This is a genomic window from Brevundimonas sp. (assembly GCF_046299535.1).
Classification (GTDB): Bacteria; Pseudomonadota; Alphaproteobacteria; order Caulobacterales; family Caulobacteraceae; genus Brevundimonas.
On the sequence record NZ_JBKBIB010000001.1, the window covers coordinates 60,256 to 76,660 of the forward strand.

Sequence of the window (16,405 nt, forward strand, 5' to 3'; positions counted from 1 at the left end):
CCGGATGATGACACCGGTGTCAACGGGAAAAAAGAGGGCGCCGGACCCGAAGGTCCGACGCCCAGTCTGCTCAGGAAGTGTCAGAAATCAGAAGCGGTAGCGGAAGCCGGCGAAGAACTGGCGGCCGGTGTGATGGTGGACGCTCACCAGCTCGTAGTCGCCCACGTACTGGGTGGCCACCTCGTCGGTCAGATTGATGCCCTCCAGCGTCAACTGGAGATTGTCATTGATGGTCCAGGCCGCCGAGGCGTCCACGTTGAAGGTGTCGACCACCCCCTCGATGGCGTTGCCGTCACGCCCCGGAACGTTGGTCAGGTAGCCGTCACGGTAGGTGCCCGAAACCCGCGCGCTGAGACGGCTGTCCTCATAATACAAGGTGCCGTTGTAGGCGCGCTTGGAAAGGTTCGTCAGGGTGTTGGTGGTTCCGTTCGGATACTCGATTTCGGAGTCCACATAGGTGTAGTTGGCTAGAACGCCGAAGTTCGACCAGACGCCCGACAGGAAGGTGAACGGCTGCTGGTAGCTGATCTCGAACCCCGAGATGTCGCCGCCATCGGTGTTGACCGGTTGGTTGAAGTTCCAGTCCGCGCCAGGCGAACAGCCGACAACCGCGCCACAGGCGTCGGTCGCAACGCTGTCCGGAAGACCCAGGGGGTTTCCCGTGAAGGGGCGGGTAATCGTCTCGTTAGCGACAAAGCTCTCGATCTCCTTGTGGAACAAGGCCAGCGACAGGATCGATTCAGGCGCGAAGTACCACTCGAAGGCAATGTCGTAGGTCTTGCCCCGGGTGGGGTCCAGCTCAGGGTTGCCCGAAGTGACGGTTCGATTGTTTCCCGAGACGGCGACTGTGCCGCCGGGGGTCAGGCTGCCCAGCCCGGGACGGGTCATGACCTCGGCCGCGCCGACCCGGACAAGAAACTCCGGCGTCACCTCGAACACGACATTGGCGGCGGGCAGGAAGTCATCATAGGAACGACTGGCTTCAGCCAGGACAGGCGCGCCGGCCACAAGCTGGAAGCCCGTGGAGCTCTGGTCCGTCCTGATGTATCGACCGCCGATATTGCCTCGAACCGGCACCGATCCGACGAGGCTGTCGAAGTCCAGCTGCACGAAGGCGCCGCGGCTCTCTTCCTCCACGGACCGGTTGTTGCCGCGTGATGGAATCCAGCTCAGCGGGAACGAACCGAAGTCAAACAATGCGTCAGCCGCGTGATAGTCGGGGATCAACCACCGCATGGTGTTTCCACCGGGGATGTCCCACTGATCGGCCAGCGAAACCACGCGGCTGATGCCGCCGGTGGCGAAGGGATCGATGCCGATCTGGGCCACGCAGGCCTCGGCGTTGCCCGTGGGGGCAAGGCCACATGAGGTCGGGTCGCGACGCAGCTCGGTCGTTTCGAACGTGTAATTCTTGTAGAATACCCCGCCGCGCAGGGTGAAGGTATCGTTGATCGACCAGCGGCCGTTCAGCTGGACCGTGTCAAAGGTATTGTCCACGGTCTGGGGCCGGATGCGGATTTCGCTGAGGCGGTAGTTGGACGGATCCGTGACGTCGAAGCCGTAGTTGATGACCGGCAGATTGCGGTTCTCACGATAGTCGTAGCTGTAGCCGGTGGTGCCGGGGTTATCGAACAACAGGGTCGTCTGGATCGGGTTGTCGTGATCCGATTCCGACCGCCCGATCAGCCCGTCGATGGCGAAGCGATCCGAGAACTCATGGGAAAAGTTCAGCGTGACCTGGGTGAACTCCGTGGACAGGCTGTCGAAACGGGACTCGGCCCGGGTCGTCACATTGTCGAAGACGCCGTAGATCATGTTGCCGTTGGCATCGAGTTCGTAATCCTGAACCACGATGCCGGCCCGGCCCGTCGCGCCGCCCGCGCTGAAGGTCGGCGCCTGGAGGAAGTGCTCGAAGCGGTTGGCGCTGAAGTCGGCGTAGAGCACGTCCAGAGAGATGTCGGTCGCGGCTGACGGACGCCATTGCAGCGACAGGGTGGCGCCCAGTCGGTCCTGATCATGCTCCAGAATGCCGTAACGGGGCAGGCGGGGGGTGAAGGCGTTGACCTGACCGGCGCCCTGGCCGTCGATGCCGATGGGGCCGCCGACCCAACGAACCGTGCTGTGGCCTTCTTCCAGACCCTCGCGGCTGGAGGCAGCGATCGAGAACAGGACGCCGAACTGATCGTTCCAGGTGTTGGAGATCAGGAACGCGCCGCGCGGATCCAGATTCTGGGACAGGTCGTTCCAGCCGGCCTGGCCGGACACGGCCATGTTGAAGCCGGGCCGATCAAAGGGACGAGCTGCGCGCAGATCCACGGTGGCGCCCAGCGAGCCTTCCTCGGTTTCGGCCGAGGCGGTCTTGCGGACGGTGATGCTGCTGAACAGGTCGGAAGCGAAGACGTTAAAGTCGAACCCCCGGCCGCGGTTGGCGCCGCCGGACGAGTCAGTGCCGCCGGTGGTGCCGAGGGCCTCCATGCCGTTGATGCGGATCCGGGTGAAGTCCGGCCCCAGACCACGGACCGAGATGTTGCGGCCCTCGCCCGCGTCGCGGGTGATGGTGACGCCGGGCACCCGCTGAATGGCTTCGGCCAGGTTCTGGTCGGGAAAATCAGCGATGTCCTCGGCCATGATGACGTCGATGGCGCCGGCCTCATTGCGCTTGGCGCCGAGCGCCTGGGCCAGGCTGCTGCGGAAGCCGGTGACGATGATTTCCTCGACTTCGGTGGCTCCGGGCGCTTCCTGCGCCGTGACAGCCCCGGCCGAAGCCATGGCGATGCTCATCGCGCCGAGCGAAACGCCGAATTTGCGCGCACGCAGGTACAGGTTCTGTTGGGTCATCGGATCCTCCTCCCATGTTCGGCCTTTTGCGGCCTTCGCCGGAGAGAGCATTGCCCCCCGGTCATTTGACTTGATTATTTGACACCGGTGTCATGAAGCTGCGCTGAACTTCTGACACCGGTATCAATGAGCGACACTAACTCCAAAATCGATTGGGGCGCAAGTGCGGCGTTTCGGGTGCGCTTCAGCGAGCCAGCCAGCCCCCGTCGACCGGAACAATGGCCCCGTGCATATAGTCGGACGCCGAAGACGCCAGGAATACAGCCGCCCCAGCCATGTCTGAAGGGTCGCCCCAGCGCGCAGCCGGGATGCGGGTCAGGATGTCCCGGTTTCGCGTCTCGTCGTTGCGCAGGGCCTCGGTATTGTTGGTGGCGATGTAGCCCGGCGCGATGGCGTTGGCGTTGATGCCTTTCGAGGCCCATTCGCAGGCCATCAGCTTGGTCAGCCCCGCCACGCCGGACTTTGACGCGGTGTAGGAGGGCACGCGGATGCCGCCCTGGAAGCTGAGCATGGAGGCGATATTGATGATCTTGCCCTTGCGGCCCTCGGCCACCCAGCGACGGGCGACCTGCTGACTCAGGAAGAACAAGACCTTCAGATTGGTGTCCATCACCGCGTCCCAGTCTTCTTCCGAGAAGTCCAGGCTGTCGGCGCGGCGGATGATGCCGGCGTTGTTGATCAGGATGTCGACGCCGCCCGCCTTGTCCCAGGCCTCGGCCACCACCGTCTCGATGGGGGCGATGGAGCTCAGGTCGGCCGTGATGAAGTGAAATTTGCGGCCCAGGGCGCGGACCTTGTCGCCCGTCTCGTCGGCATCGGAACGGCCCACGGCGACGATGTCGGCGCCGGCCTCAGCCAGACCCACGGCCATGCCCTGGCCGATGCCGGTGTTGGCGCCGGTGACCAGGGCGCAGCGCCCCGAAAGATCGAAAGAAACGGACATCCCGGATTTCCCTGCTGCCTGTTGTGGTGCGGATTTGTCTCAGGTGGTAACCGGTGTCATACTAGGATGCAACCGATGGGGGACTCCGGCGCCAGAGCGACCGACCAGCGCTCCCGTCCTCTTTGCCTTGAAGGACTTCCATGAAAATCGCCCTGATCATCGAAAACAGCCAGGCGGCCAAGAGCCAGATCGTCCACGACGCCCTGACCGCGGTCGCCGAGCCGCTGGGCCATGAGGTCTTCCACTACGGCATGTACACGCCCGAGGATAAGGCCTCGCTGACCTATGTGATGAACGGCCTGCTGACCGGCATCCTGATCAATTCGGGCGCGGCCGATTTCGTGGTCACCGGCTGCGGCACGGGGACCGGCTCCATGCTGGCCGCCAACGCCATGCCGGGCGTTTTCTGTGGTCTGATCATCGACCCCACTGACGCCTTCCTGTTCGGCCAGATCAACGACGGCAACGCCATCGCCATGCCCTACGCCAAGGGCTTCGGCTGGGCGGCGGAGCTGAACCTGCAGGACGTCTACCGCAAGTTGTTCGAAGGCGAGCGCGGCCTCGGCTATCCCAAGGAGCGGGCCGAGATCATGGCCAGGAACCGCGGCATCCTGAAGGATCTCAAGGCCGTGACTTGCCACGATATGCTGACGGTCCTGAAGGCCGTCGACCAGGACCTGCTCAAGGCCGCCGTCGCCGGCGAGCGCTTCTCTGAGTATTTCTTCGCCAACGCCACGGATCAGGGCATTCGCGACTACATCCAGGGCGTCGTCGGGCGCTGAATGCCGCAGGCCCCGCCCGCCGTCACCGGCGCGGCGGGGCGCTGGAATCCCTCGCGATCAGGGCGGGAGTGACCACCGGCTGATCCAGCCTGGCCGGGTCCAGTCCACGGCTTTTCGCCAGCAGTTTTTCCGCAGCCATGCGGCCCATGTCGCGGATGGGCAGCCTGACCGTCGTCAGGGTCGGCCAGATGCGCGATGACATGGGCGCGTCGTCGAATCCGACGATGGACAGGTCGAACGGCACATCCAGTCCGGCGTCCCGCGCCGCCTGATAGACGCCAATGGCCATTTCGTCGTTGCCGGCGAAGATCGCGGTGGGCCGGAGCTTGCGCGACAGCAGTTCGCGCGCCGCCGCCACGCCGGAGTCGAAGGTGTAGGCGCCGCGAACGACCATGTCGTCATCCAGCGTGACGCCCGCCTCGGCCAGACCGCTGCGGAATCCCTCGCCCCGCTCATGGGTCGAGCGGAACAGATCCGGACCCGTGATCATGGCGATTCGCCGATGCCCCAGCCCGACCAGATGCCGCGCCGCCTCGGCCGCACCCAGACTGTCGTTGGTCACCACCATGCGTTCGGGCGCATCCAGCGACACCGAGGCGATGCGCACATAGGGACAGCCCACTTCCGTCAGCATGCCGGTGACCCGCTCGTCCTCGGACACCGAAGGCGGCAGGACGGCGCCGAACAGCTTCTGGCGCACCGCGAACCCGCGCACATTGGCCATGAAGTCGTCGCTGGTCCGGTCGCAGGGGTGCACCACCAGCTCGAGGCCTGAGCCCCGCACGGCATCCAGGATGCCCTGCTGCATGTTCACAACATAGTTTGGGCTGGGGTTGTCGTAGATCATGCCGATCAGGAACGAGCGCCGGAACGCCAGGCCGCGGGCCTGCGGGTCAGGCGAGAAGCCCAGCTCGGCGATCACCGCCTCGACCTTCTCGCGTGTGTCCGCCTTGACGAAGGGCGACTGGTTGATGACCCGCGACACGGTCTTCTTGGACACCCCGGCGATGCGGGCGATGTCATTGATGGTCGCGGCCCGGCCTGGAGTCAGCCCGTGGTCGGCTGCGCCAGCGTCACCGCCGTCGTCTTCAATCGTGCTCAACTGCAGTCCGTCCCTCTCGCGTCTCCCGATCCCTGCATAGCCCCGCGGGACGCGACGCGCCACCTGTGAGGAGCCGGGCAAATGTCCACCGGTGGCGAAATGAAATTGACACCGGTTTCCCATCGCCGCAATGTCACGACCATGGGGAGTGCAGACACCGGCGCAATGAACGCCCGGGTCGCGGGACGACGATCCCGACAGCGTGAAACAGACGGAACAAGATAGCGTGACCATGGCGATCAAACCCCTGGGCGGGGCCGACACCAGCAGCAATTCCGGACAGGCGATCGCGGAGGTCTTCGTCGACGCCCGTCGCAAGGCTGTCGCCCTGCCGGATTATCCCGGACAGGTTCCGGACGGCATGGACGCCGCCTACGCAATTCAGGACGAAGCCATCGGCCTGTGGGACGATCAGGTCGCCGGCTGGAAGATCGGCCGCATCCCCGACGCCTGGCTGGAACGCCTGAACGCTCCGCGTCTGGCCGGACCCATCTTCCGCCGCGCCGTCTGGACGGCTGTGGAAGGCGAAGTTCTGGATTTCCCCGTCTTCGAAGGCGGGTTCGCCGCCGTCGAGGCCGAATTCATCCTGAAGCTTGCCAAGGATGCTCCGGCGGACCGCACAGACTGGACCGCCGCGGAGGCCGCGGATCTGGTCGAGACCCTGATTGTCGGCGTTGAACCGGCGGGCAGCCCCTTGGCCACCATCAATGTTCTTGGACCGCCGGTGGTCGCTTCGGACTTCGGCAACAACGCAGGCCTTATTCTGGGTCACGAGGTTCCGGACTGGCGCGACCGCCTGATGGACCTGACGTGCGAAACCTTCATCGAGGGCGAAAGCGTCGGCACGGGCGGGGCCGCCACCATTCCGGGGGGGCCGCTGGAGGCCCTGGCCTTTCTGCTGAACCTCAACGCCCGGCGCGGGCGGCCCCTGAAGGCAGGCGACCTGATCTCCACCGGCGCGGCCACGGGCATCCATGACATCGTCGCCGGCCAGTCCTCGCGGGTGGTGTTCAACGGCGTGGGCGAAGTCCTGTGCCGCGCGGTTCCTGCTAAAGGCGCCTGAGCAAGCGCCCTTCACCCCGGCTTCGCCGCCTGCTAACGACGCCGTTCCCATCCCTACGGAACGCGCATGACCATTCCCCGCATCACCTGGGCCGCCTACGCCTTCGCCGCCACAGTGATCATTCTGGACCAGATCACCAAGGCCTGGATGCTGCACGGCCTGCATCTGCGCGAAGTCGGCCAGATCCAGGTGCTGGAGCCCGTCTTCAATCTGACCTTCGTACTCAACCGCGGCGTGTCGTTCGGCCTGCTGACGGGCGGAGAGACGGGGCGCTGGCTTCTGACCGTGTTTTCCATCGCGGTTGCCGGGCTGCTGGCCTTCTGGGCCACGCGGGCGGACCGACGGTTGCTGATCACGGCCATCGGGCTGATCATGGGCGGGGCGCTGGGCAATGTGATCGACCGCATCCGCTTCGGAGGCGTGGTGGATTTTCTTGATTTCTCGGGTCTGTATTTTCCCTGGGTCTTCAACGTGGCCGACAGCGCCATCTCTATCGGGGTGGTGCTTCTGATCGCCGACAGCTTCATCTCAGAACGGGGCGTGAAGGTTGGCGCGGCCCATGAAAAGTCGTAATCACCCCGGTTAATCGCGAGCGCGAACGCACGACCGCCTGAAAGAGCAGCTGACCATGCGACTGAACTCCGCCTTCACCCTCGGCGCCATCACCGCCGCCGCCGTCGTTCTGACCGGCTGCAACAGCATCCGCCAGGGCGTGGGCCTGGAGCGGGTCACGCCCGATGAGTTCCGCGTCATTTCCCAGGCTCCGCTCAGCGTGCCGCCAGAGTACGGCCTGCGCCCGCCCGCACCCGGCCAGCCGCGCCCGGCCGAACTGGCGCCGGAAAGCTCGGCCCGCCAGATCCTTCTGGGCCAGCGACAGGCCATCACCCGCTCGGCGGGCGAGGAGTCCCTCGTGGCCGCGGCCGGCGCCGCCCAGGCCGATCCGTTGGCGCGCTATGTCATCGACGACGAGTTCGGAGATCTGGCTCACAAGGAAGAGGGCTGGGCCAACCGCGTCATGTTCTGGCGCCGCGGCGACGCAGCTTCACAAGCCGCCACCCAGGTCCGGACTGCGGAAGGCGTCACCACCATCGACGAAGCGACGGAGGCCGAGCGCCTGCGCGCCCTGACCGGCGGGCGGGACGTGGTGATCCAGCGCGGCGGCGGCGGCATCAAGCTGCCCGGGCTCTGAACCGTCCGCTCTTCAATCCAGACATTTCCGGCCCGGGCGTGATCGCGCCCGGGCCGGTTTCGTTCTAGACTGGCTGCTCGCATGCCGATCCGTCGCCTCCCCCCTGAAACCGTCAACCGCATCGCCGCCGGCGAGGTGGTCGAGCGCCCGGCCAGCGCCGTCAAGGAACTGGTCGAGAACGCGCTGGACGCGGGCGCGCGCCGGGTGGACATCCAGGCCGACGGCGGGGGCCTGTCGCGCATCCTGATCGCCGACGACGGCAAGGGCATTCCGAAAGACGAGCTGCCTCTGGCGGTGGAGCGCCACGCCACTTCCAAGCTGGAGGCGGATGACGCGGGGGACGTGGACCTGCTGCGCATCTTCACCCTCGGCTTTCGCGGCGAGGCCCTGCCGTCCATCGGCTCGGTGGCGCGCCTGACCATCACCAGCCGGGCCATGGGCGCGCCGGAAGCCTGGGCCGTTGCGGTGGAAGGCGGGGACCAGCGGCCCATCGCGCCCGGCGCCTTCCCCGGCGACCACGGGGCGCGGGTCGAGGTGCGCGACCTGTTCTACGCCACCCCCGCGCGGCTGAAATTCATGAAGTCGGCCCGCGCCGAGGCCATGGCCATTTCCGACGAGATCAGACGCCAGGCCATGGCCCACGAGGCCACAGCCTTCACCCTGACCCTGGACGGAAAGACCACCCTGCGCCTGCCCGCCGAACATCCGGGCGACGAGGGGCGGTTGAAGCGGCTGGCGGCGCTGCTGGGTCGGGACTTCGAGGACAACGCCCTGCTGATCGAGCAATCGCGCGATGGAATCCGGCTGTCGGGCTATGCGGGCCTGCCCACCTATTCGCGGGGCAATGCGGCCCACCAGTATCTGTTCGTCAATGGGCGGCCGGTGAAGGACCGGCTGCTGCAGGGCGCGCTGCGCGGCGCCTACGCCGACTTCCTGGCGCGGGACCGGCATCCGGCGGCAGCCCTGTTCCTGGACATCGATCCGCTTTCCGTTGACGTCAATGTGCACCCGGCCAAGGCGGAGGTGCGGTTCCGCGACCCGGCGCTGGTGCGCGGCCTGATCGTCGGCGCCCTGCGTCACGCCCTGGCGGCGGCGGGGCACCGGGCCTCCACCACAGTGGCGACGGACGCCCTGTCCGGGTTCCAGCCCCACGCGGGGGTTACGGGAGCCCACAGTTCTTCCGGTCCCGCCGCAGAGGGATGGAGCGGCTGGACGGGCTGGAGCCGCCCCGAGGCGGCGGCCCAGGTCATCCCCGGCCTGAACGAACGCTCGGCCCGGGTGGAGACGGCATGGCCGGCACCCCCGGATGCCCCGCCGTCGGGCGAGGCCGCAGGGTTCATCGACCCGCTGGATTACCCGCTGGGCGCCGCCCGGGCGCAGTTGCACGCCAACTACATCGTGGCCCAGACCCGCGACGGTCTGGTCATCGTGGATCAGCACGCCGCCCATGAACGGCTGGTCTATGAGCGCATGAAGACCCAGATGGCCGAGGGCGCCGTGGCGCGCCAGGCCCTGCTGACGCCCGAGGTGGTCGAACTGGACCCGGCCGAGGCCGAACGGGTGGCGGACCGGGCTGACGAACTGGCGGCGCTCGGGCTGATCGTCGAGGCGTTCGGGGCGGGAGCCGTGCTGGTGCGCGAGACGCCGGCCCTGCTGGGCGACTGCGACGTGCAGGGGCTGATCCGCGACATCGCCGACGACCTGTCGGAACACGGCTCGGCTTTGGCCCTGAGCGAGCGGCTGGGCGAGGTGTGCGGGACCATGGCCTGCCACGGCTCGGTGCGCTCGGGCCGGGTGCTGTCGGCGCCCGAGATGAACGCCCTGCTGCGCCAGATGGAGGCCACGCCCCACTCCGGCCAGTGCAACCACGGCCGCCCCACCTATGTGGAGCTGAAGCTGAACGACCTGGAGAAGCTGTTCGGGCGGCGGTGAAGCCGCCCGTCGCTCAGCCCCGACCGGTGATCTTGCGCCAGATGCGCTTGCGCGCCTCGAACACCGACAGGCCCAGGGTGGCGGCGACGCTCCAGAACAGGGCTTCGGTGGCTACGGCGGCGACCACGGCCAGAATGATGCGGGTCTGACGCGAGACATCCATGTAGAGCCCGACGCCCAGGGCGATCCAGGCGGCGACAGCGGCGACGCCGACGACGATGCTGAGCCCGATCAGAAAGCCGCGGCCCTTCTTGAGGACGCTTGTCTTTTCCGGCGCGGCGGCGGGGGTTTCGATGGTCATGGGGGTCTCCTCATTCAATCGGCGGAAATCCGCCTTCGGAAATGAAAGTCTCGCCTCCGCCGGGAGTCTTTCAGAGGTGACGGTGGAAATCGTATCGCCGATGGTCGGGGGCATGGGATTGGGACGAGACCGGGACTTCGAGACGCTGATGGCCCAGCACGGCCCGATGCTGCGCCGCATCGCCGGCAGTTATGAAGCCGATCCCGAGCGGCGCCGCGAGCTGGAGCAGGACATCCTGCTGGCGGTCTGGCGCGCCCTGCCCCGGTTTCGCGGCGAAGCGCCGATCAAGGCGTTCCTGGCGCGGGTGGCCCACAACCGGGCCGTGACCCATGTCTCAAGGGAGGCGGTGCAGCCGCGCCGCGCGCCGCTGGACGAGGCCATGCCGTCCGACGATCCCACGCCCCACGATCAGGTGGAGGCCGAGGATCTGCGGGCGCGGCTGACCGAGGCGGTGCGGGCCCTGCCCCTGTCTCTGCGCCAGCCCGCGGTCCTGACGCTGGAGGGATTCAGCCCCGCCGAGATCGGCCCGATGCTGGGCCTGAACGCCAACGCCGTCTCCATCCGCCTGACCCGCGCCAAGGCGGCCCTGAAAGATCTGATGAACCCGGAGGCCTCGTCATGACGCCGAACGAAGACTGGACCGACCTGAGCGACGCCTGGACCGCGCCAAGCCGAGACGATCAGGGACTGGCCGACCTTGCCCGGCAGGTGCGCCGCCGCAGCCGGCTGGGCCGCTTGAACTATATCTTCGAGATGGCGGGATGTGTGCTCGCCGCGATCATCGGAGGCTGGGTGCTGGCGACCCGCCCGGAGACCCACTGGCTGCTGGGTTCAGGCGCGGTGATCTTCGGCCTGTTCGCCGCCGCCATGACGCTCTGGGCGCGCGGCGGGCCGACGCCCGATGATCTGGACACGCCGGAGCAGGCCCTGGACGCCGCCATCCGTCAGGCCCAGGCGGGTCGGCGCTGGGCGCAGGCGGGGATAGCGGTCTGCATGGGCGCGGCGGTGTTCGGCGGGGCCGCAGCCGCCGGCGATGCGGTCGAGGGGCCGCCGGTCGCACTATACGCCGGGGCGGCCGTGTTCCTGCTGGGCTGCCTGGCTTTTTACCTGCGTCACCAGAACCGCTGCACAAAGCGCATCGAGGCGCACAGGGCCGCGCTTGATGATCTGAACGGCGGCTAGAAGGCCATACCTTGACCGCTCAAAACCGAGGTTCGGGCAGTCGGGTGCAAGGCCCTGAATACACTTGGCGCCTCAGCGCGCCGACGGCCGGATCAAAGACGTCGATCATGACCTCGAAGGTGCTCCGGCGCCGGTCGAGCCGCGCCTCATGGACGCGATGCCAGCCGGCCTCCACATGCCGATCCGTGATCTCTGATCCGCAGGCTTCATAGATCTCGATGCAGGCCTCGCCGCAGCGTCCAAAGGCTTCGAGGCAGAACCTGTATGCATCGTCGGTGACCCAGACGTCGTCATCAATATGGTTGGCGAGAGGATCCTTCAGGAAGACGTTGGGTGGCAGGTAGGCGTTTGATCGTGTGAGGTGGATGGTCGTCCTTTCGCCGGGGTGGATGCTCAGACTCCAGGTCCCGCGATCCTCGGCTTCGCCTACGACACGACCATCGGGCAGCGAAAGAACCTGGACCTGGACCTCGCAGTCCAGCACGGTGTTTTCCGCCCGCGCGGTTGCCGCTGAGACGGCGGACAGGGCCATCGCTCCGACCAGACCAAGCCTAAAGGACATTCTGCCTCCATTCGGGCGTGCGCCCTGATTTCCGCTTCAGTTTGGCGACGAAACCGGACCTTCGGCAAGACCACGAAACCTGTCGACGGTCAGGTCACCGTGCGGGCGCCGCGGGTCTGCTTGCGCCATAGGGCGGCGTATTCGCCGCCCTGACGGGCCACCAACTCCATGTGGGTCCCGCGCTCCACGATGCGGCCGTCCTTCAGCACCAGGATCTGGTCGGCGTCGGCGATGGTCGACAGGCGGTGGGCGACCACCAGGGTGGTGCGTCCGGCGCGGGCCTTGCACAGGGTCTTCTGGATGGCCTGTTCGGTACGGCTGTCCAGGGCGCTGGTGGCTTCGTCAAGGATCAGGATGCGCGGATCGGCCAGCAGGGCGCGGGCGATGCCGACCCGCTGGCGCTCGCCGCCGGACAGCTTGAGGCCACGCTCGCCCACCTTTGTCTCCATGCCCTCAGGCAGGCCCCGGATGAAGTCGCCCAGTTCAGCGGCGTCGGCGGCGGCCCAGACCTCGGCCTCGGACGCGCCCGGTCGCGCGAAGGCGATGTTGACCGCCAGACTGTCGTTGAACAGGGCCACGTCCTGCGGCACCAGCGCGACGGCCCGGCGCAGGGACGCCTGGGTCACCGCGCGGGCGTCCAGCCCGTCGATCAGCACCCGTCCGACCTGTGGGTCCAGCAGGCGCAGGGCCAGTTTGACGATGGTGGACTTGCCCGCCCCCGACGGCCCCACCAGCGCCGTGGTCGTTCCCGGCGCGGCGATGAAGCTGATGTCGTCCAGACCCGTGGCGCGCGAGGCGTGCTGGAAGCCCACGCCCTCGAAGACCACGGCCCCGCCCCGGTTGTCAGCGGGGGGCGGCAGGTCCAGGGCGTCCGGCGCATCGGCCACTTGGGGCGACTGGCGCGTGACCTTCAGCATCTCCTCCATGTCGATGAAGGACTGGCGGATCTCGCGATAGGCAAAGCCGAGGATGTTCAGGGGGGCGTAGAGGGAAATCAGGATCAGCACGGCGGCGGTTACGTCGCCCGGCCCCATGCGCCCGGCCGCCGCCTCGAACCCGGCCATGACCGCCATGACGCCGAGGCCGACGTTCATGATCAGGCCCTGGGTCATGTTCAGGACCGCCAGGGAGTTGTTGGCCTTGACCGCCGCATCGCCATAGACGCCCAGCGCCCGCTCATAGCTGTCGGCGGCGCGGCCCTCGGCCCCGAAGGCCTTGACCGTCTCGTAGTTGAGCAGGGCGTCCACCGCCTGGCCCGCGGCCTCGGAGTCCGCCGCGTTCATGATGCGGCGATGCTCCAGCCGCCAGTTTGAGATGGCGAAGGTGATCACCGCATAGATCACCACCACCGCCACGGCCACAGCCCCGAAGCGCCAGTCGTAGGCGCCCGCCAGAACCCCCGCCGCGAGGATCAGCTCCAGCCCCGTGGGGATCAGGTTGAAGGCCAGGATGCGCAGCAGGAAATCCACGGCGCGCGAGCCCCGCTCCACCGTGCGCGACAGGGTTCCCGACCGTTTGGTCTGGTGAAAATCCAGCGACAGGTTCAGGGCGTGGGCGAAGGTTTCGGCCGCCGTGGTCCGCTGGGCCGCCTGACGCACAGGCGCGAACACCATGTCCGACAGCTGCGGCGCGGTGGAAGACAGGAACCGGATCACCGCCCAGCCCACAGCGAAGGCGACGAATCCCGCCGCCACGCCGACGGCGGCGCCCTGATCAGCCGCCAGCCGGTTGACCGCCGCGCCCAGCGCCAGCGGCGCCAGCACGCCCAGCGCCTTGCCGATCAGAGTCAGCAGGATGGCGCCGGTCAGACGGGTTCTCAGGAGCGGCGCCCGCGAGCGGCCCACCAGACGCGCCAGATCCATGAGCGCGTTCAGCGTCCCCGGTCCCTCCGCCTTCATCTCGACCCCGGCCATCTGGGCGCGGACCTCCGGGTCGGCGCGTCGACGGCCCGAGCGCTCACCACGCATCGCCATGGGGCCTATATGGCGAGCACGCGGGCCCGGTGAAAGGCTTTCCGCATGAACGACTGCCGGCGCCGCTGGCGTCCGGGGCCGGACAGGCCATATTCACCCCATGAAACTTTTCACCATCGGATATGAGGGCGAGCCCCAGGCCGCCGTGATCGCGCGGCTGAAAACCGCCGGGGTCCAGCGTCTGATCGACGTGCGGGCCGTGGCCGCCTCGCGCCGGGCCGGGTTCTCCAAGGCCGTGCTGGGCGAAAGCCTGAAGGCGGCGGACATCGACTATGTCCATCTGCGCGCGCTGGGGACGCCCAAGTCGGGTCGCGACGCCGCCCGCAAGGGCCGGATCGACGAGATGCGCGCCATCTTCGCCGATCACATGGCCGAGCCCGACAGTCAGCTGGCGTTCGAGCAGCTGCGCGATCTGGCGCGCGAACGGCCCGTCGCCCTGCTGTGCTTCGAGGCCGATCACGCGGGGTGCCACCGCTCGGTCCTCGCCGAGCGGCTGGCGCGCGAGGACGGCTTCGAGGTGGTGAACCTCTAGACCGAAATCGGTCCCGTTGGGCGCAGCCCAAGTGGGCTCAGATTTCGGTCCAGCATCAGGCTCTAGCTCACTGCCCCCGAACCACCGGATCGGCCGAACCGGTGGTGATGGGGTGATAGCCGGGCCGCGCCTCTTCATAGATGCGCTGAGCGAGCGGACGGCCCCAGTCGCCCTCGGCCATCAGGGCCACGTACAGGGGCTGGGTGAACTTGCGGCGGCCCATGCCGGTGAGGAACTGCTCCAGCGCCGGGACCGCCGGGTCGTACTGATGGCGCACCGCGATCATCAGCCAGCCGAACAGAATCTCGCTGTTGCCCGCCTGGGACAGACCGAAAGCGTTATCCAGATCGGCCAGCTGGGCGTCGGTCATGGTTCCGGGGAGGGAGCCCAGGAAGTGCTGCCACTCCTGCGTCACCCAGTCGCCGGTGTTCAGCTGCGCCGCGGGCGTTCCGTTCACGAAGGCCTGGACCTGGGCCTCCACCTCGGTAAAGGCGTTCGAGGCGGGCTGCACCGCATTCGACGGCAGGCCGGGACGGTAGATCCAGGCGTCCATCTGCAGTTCTGCCTCCAGCGCTGCATCACCCGCGATCAGATGTTCGCGGATGTCGGCCAGGAACATGGCCGTGGTCATGGGGCGGTAGGCATTGCGATCGAAATAGCCGCGCAGCCAGCCGTCGAACCGGTCACGGCTGACGGTGCGCTCGATGGTGCGCAGGAAGAAGGCGCCCTTGTCATAGGCGATGGACGTCATGCCCTCGTCCGGGTCGCGGCCGGCAAGCTCCAGGTGCAGGCTCTGGTCCGCCTCGGGAAGTTCAGCCAGTGCGGCCTGCAGATCCGTCCACTCCAGCGCGCGCAGCATCTCGGCCCGTTCGGGGCCGTAGATGGCCTCCATGATCCGGTTCTCGAAATAGACGGTGAAGCCCTCGTTGAGCCAGAAGTCGTCCCAGGTGGCGTTGGTGACCAGGTTGCCGGACCAGCTGTGGGCCAGTTCATGGGCCACCAGCGACACCAGCGAGCGATCGCCGGCGATGATGGTCGGCGTGGCGAAGGTCAGGCGGGGGTTCTCCATGCCGCCAAACGGGAAGCTGGGCGGCAGCACCAGCATGTCATAGCGGCCCCAGATGTAGGGGCCGTAGAGGTCCTCGGCCGCCTCGACCATGGCCTCGACCTCGGGGAACTCGGCGGCGGAGCGCTGAAGCATGGACGGCTCGGTGTAGACGCCGGTGCGCGCGCCCAGCGGCTGGAAGGCGATGTCGCCGACGCCGATGGCGATGAGATAGGGCGGCACCGGATTATCCAGACGGAAGCGGAAGGCGCGGCCGCGCGGGTCCGGCTCACCCTGCGGCGTCAGCATCTCGGCGCTCATCACCGCCGTCATTCCCTCGGGCACACTGATGCGGGCCGAATAGGTCTGGCGGATGCCGGGACTGTCCTGGGTCGGGATCCAGGTGCGGGTCAGGATCGCCTGACCCTGGCTGAACAGATAGGGCAGTCGCCCGCCGGCAGTCTGTTCGGGCGTCAGCCACTGCAGGGCCGCCGCGTCGGGCCGGGTGGAGTAATCGATGTGGATGCGCCCTTCGGTGAAGGGGATCGCGATGACCAGCGGCTTGCCCATGAAGGGGCTTTCCTCGCCGATGGTGTAGTCCAGCGGGCCGTCGTCCGAGCTTACGCCGTGGATGTCCAGGTCGCGGATATCCAGAATGATCTCATTCGCCCCCTGTTCGGCCGTGATGTCCAGGCTGGCCGTGCCCGCCAGCATGCGCCGGTCGAAGTCCGCCATCAGGTTCAGGTCCACGTGGTGGACGCGCGCGATCTCGGGCCGGGCGTGGGAGTGGGCGTCGGCCACGTACTGAACCTGGGTCGGGATCTGCGGGCCCGCAGCTTGTGTCGCAAGCGTTGTCGCACAGGCCGACAGACCGCCGGAAAGGGCGAGAGCGGCCGCGATGGCCAGGGCGGAGGGGCGGATCATGAGAGGGCTCCGTGAACGGCGCGCCCGGCGGGCGTCA

At 67.4% G+C, this 16,405-nt stretch carries 15 protein-coding genes; 8 read left to right on the plus strand and 7 right to left on the minus strand.

The window, feature by feature from the left end; translation table 11 throughout:
• Nucleotides 1-87: 87 nt before the first annotated feature.
• Entirely contained in the window at nucleotides 88-2,838 is a 2,751-nt protein-coding gene (locus ACK4FB_RS00320) for a TonB-dependent receptor (RefSeq protein ID WP_409746498.1), read from the minus strand.
• Nucleotides 2,839-3,022: 184 nt separating this feature from the next.
• The gene (gene kduD / locus ACK4FB_RS00325) at nucleotides 3,023-3,781 is read right to left on the minus strand and encodes a 2-dehydro-3-deoxy-D-gluconate 5-dehydrogenase KduD (protein ID WP_409746500.1); all 759 of its coding nucleotides are present in this window, start codon (nucleotides 3,779-3,781) and stop codon (nucleotides 3,023-3,025) included.
• A gap of 140 nt (nucleotides 3,782-3,921) precedes the next feature.
• Between kduD and ACK4FB_RS00330 the strand changes: the two genes are divergently transcribed.
• Nucleotides 3,922-4,563, plus strand: coding sequence for an RpiB/LacA/LacB family sugar-phosphate isomerase (locus tag ACK4FB_RS00330; RefSeq protein WP_409746502.1), 642 nt, complete (start codon nucleotides 3,922-3,924; stop codon nucleotides 4,561-4,563).
• A 22-nt stretch (nucleotides 4,564-4,585) separates the two neighbouring features.
• Here the strand turns inward: ACK4FB_RS00330 and ACK4FB_RS00335 are convergent, their stop codons facing one another.
• The gene (locus ACK4FB_RS00335; RefSeq protein WP_409747062.1) at nucleotides 4,586-5,656 is read right to left on the minus strand and encodes a LacI family DNA-binding transcriptional regulator; all 1,071 of its coding nucleotides are present in this window, start codon (nucleotides 5,654-5,656) and stop codon (nucleotides 4,586-4,588) included.
• Nucleotides 5,657-5,897: 241 nt separating this feature from the next.
• Between ACK4FB_RS00335 and ACK4FB_RS00340 the strand changes: the two genes are divergently transcribed.
• The 4 genes from ACK4FB_RS00340 to mutL all read left to right on the plus strand — a co-directional run bounded on the left by ACK4FB_RS00340 (nucleotide 5,898) and on the right by mutL (nucleotide 9,849).
• Entirely contained in the window at nucleotides 5,898-6,728 is an 831-nt protein-coding gene (locus ACK4FB_RS00340) for a 2-keto-4-pentenoate hydratase (RefSeq protein WP_409746504.1), read from the plus strand.
• Nucleotides 6,729-6,794: 66 nt separating this feature from the next.
• Nucleotides 6,795-7,301 carry a signal peptidase II gene (gene lspA / locus ACK4FB_RS00345; RefSeq protein WP_409746506.1) on the plus strand — a complete coding sequence of 169 codons (507 nt, stop codon included), beginning with the start codon at nucleotides 6,795-6,797 and terminating at the stop codon, nucleotides 7,299-7,301.
• Nucleotides 7,302-7,356: 55 nt separating this feature from the next.
• Nucleotides 7,357-7,917, plus strand: a complete 561-nt coding sequence (locus ACK4FB_RS00350; RefSeq protein ID WP_409746507.1) for a DUF3035 domain-containing protein — start codon at nucleotides 7,357-7,359, stop codon at nucleotides 7,915-7,917.
• Between the two features lie 81 nt (nucleotides 7,918-7,998).
• The gene (gene mutL / locus ACK4FB_RS00355; protein WP_409746509.1) at nucleotides 7,999-9,849 is read left to right on the plus strand and encodes a DNA mismatch repair endonuclease MutL; all 1,851 of its coding nucleotides are present in this window, start codon (nucleotides 7,999-8,001) and stop codon (nucleotides 9,847-9,849) included.
• A 13-nt stretch (nucleotides 9,850-9,862) separates the two neighbouring features.
• Here the strand turns inward: mutL and ACK4FB_RS00360 are convergent, their stop codons facing one another.
• Complete coding sequence (locus tag ACK4FB_RS00360; protein WP_409746511.1) at nucleotides 9,863-10,150, minus strand: hypothetical protein; 288 nt, start codon at nucleotides 10,148-10,150, stop codon at nucleotides 9,863-9,865.
• 112 nt (nucleotides 10,151-10,262) lie between these two features.
• On the opposite strand from ACK4FB_RS00360, the gene ACK4FB_RS00365 reads away from it, so the two are divergent.
• Together ACK4FB_RS00365 and ACK4FB_RS00370 are read left to right on the plus strand one after the other, a co-directional pair.
• Complete coding sequence (locus ACK4FB_RS00365; RefSeq protein WP_409746513.1) at nucleotides 10,263-10,772, plus strand: RNA polymerase sigma factor; 510 nt, start codon at nucleotides 10,263-10,265, stop codon at nucleotides 10,770-10,772.
• Nucleotides 10,769-11,332, plus strand: a complete 564-nt coding sequence (locus ACK4FB_RS00370; protein WP_409746515.1) for a hypothetical protein — start codon at nucleotides 10,769-10,771, stop codon at nucleotides 11,330-11,332. Before ACK4FB_RS00365 ends, ACK4FB_RS00370 begins: the two co-directional genes overlap by 4 nt.
• Before the next feature lie 19 nt (nucleotides 11,333-11,351).
• On the opposite strand, the gene ACK4FB_RS00375 is transcribed toward ACK4FB_RS00370, so the two are convergent.
• Both ACK4FB_RS00375 and ACK4FB_RS00380 read right to left on the minus strand, forming a co-directional pair.
• Nucleotides 11,352-11,864 (minus strand): hypothetical protein, encoded by a 513-nt coding sequence (locus tag ACK4FB_RS00375; RefSeq protein ID WP_409746517.1) that lies wholly within the window; start codon nucleotides 11,862-11,864, stop codon nucleotides 11,352-11,354.
• A gap of 119 nt (nucleotides 11,865-11,983) precedes the next feature.
• Nucleotides 11,984-13,861, minus strand: coding sequence for an ABCB family ABC transporter ATP-binding protein/permease (locus ACK4FB_RS00380; protein ID WP_409747065.1), 1,878 nt, complete (start codon nucleotides 13,859-13,861; stop codon nucleotides 11,984-11,986).
• Between the two features lie 106 nt (nucleotides 13,862-13,967).
• Here ACK4FB_RS00380 and ACK4FB_RS00385 point away from each other — a divergent pair, with 106 nt between their 5' ends.
• Nucleotides 13,968-14,399: a DUF488 family protein gene (locus ACK4FB_RS00385; protein ID WP_409746519.1), complete on the plus strand. Its 432-nt coding sequence runs from the start codon at nucleotides 13,968-13,970 to the stop codon at nucleotides 14,397-14,399.
• 67 nt (nucleotides 14,400-14,466) lie between these two features.
• Here ACK4FB_RS00385 and ACK4FB_RS00390 read toward each other — a convergent pair whose 3' ends face one another.
• Nucleotides 14,467-16,368, minus strand: coding sequence for a M1 family metallopeptidase (locus ACK4FB_RS00390; RefSeq protein ID WP_409746521.1), 1,902 nt, complete (start codon nucleotides 16,366-16,368; stop codon nucleotides 14,467-14,469).
• Nucleotides 16,369-16,405: the final 37 nt, after the last annotated feature.

Coding starts and splice junctions, on each gene's coding strand:
- ACK4FB_RS00320 (WP_409746498.1), bottom strand. CDS start 2,838: ATGACCCAACAGAACCTGTACCTGCGTGCGCGCAAATTCGGCGTTTCG.
- kduD (WP_409746500.1), bottom strand. CDS start 3,781: ATGTCCGTTTCTTTCGATCTTTCGGGGCGCTGCGCCCTGGTCACCGGC.
- ACK4FB_RS00330 (WP_409746502.1), top strand. CDS start 3,922: ATGAAAATCGCCCTGATCATCGAAAACAGCCAGGCGGCCAAGAGCCAG.
- ACK4FB_RS00340 (WP_409746504.1), top strand. CDS start 5,898: ATGGCGATCAAACCCCTGGGCGGGGCCGACACCAGCAGCAATTCCGGA.
- lspA (WP_409746506.1), top strand. CDS start 6,795: ATGACCATTCCCCGCATCACCTGGGCCGCCTACGCCTTCGCCGCCACA.
- ACK4FB_RS00350 (WP_409746507.1), top strand. CDS start 7,357: ATGCGACTGAACTCCGCCTTCACCCTCGGCGCCATCACCGCCGCCGCC.
- mutL (WP_409746509.1), top strand. CDS start 7,999: ATGCCGATCCGTCGCCTCCCCCCTGAAACCGTCAACCGCATCGCCGCC.
- ACK4FB_RS00360 (WP_409746511.1), bottom strand. CDS start 10,150: ATGACCATCGAAACCCCCGCCGCCGCGCCGGAAAAGACAAGCGTCCTC.
- ACK4FB_RS00365 (WP_409746513.1), top strand. CDS start 10,263: ATGGGATTGGGACGAGACCGGGACTTCGAGACGCTGATGGCCCAGCAC.
- ACK4FB_RS00370 (WP_409746515.1), top strand. CDS start 10,769: ATGACGCCGAACGAAGACTGGACCGACCTGAGCGACGCCTGGACCGCG.
- ACK4FB_RS00375 (WP_409746517.1), bottom strand. CDS start 11,864: ATGGCCCTGTCCGCCGTCTCAGCGGCAACCGCGCGGGCGGAAAACACC.
- ACK4FB_RS00380 (WP_409747065.1), bottom strand. CDS start 13,861: ATGCGTGGTGAGCGCTCGGGCCGTCGACGCGCCGACCCGGAGGTCCGC.
- ACK4FB_RS00385 (WP_409746519.1), top strand. CDS start 13,968: ATGAAACTTTTCACCATCGGATATGAGGGCGAGCCCCAGGCCGCCGTG.
- ACK4FB_RS00390 (WP_409746521.1), bottom strand. CDS start 16,368: ATGATCCGCCCCTCCGCCCTGGCCATCGCGGCCGCTCTCGCCCTTTCC.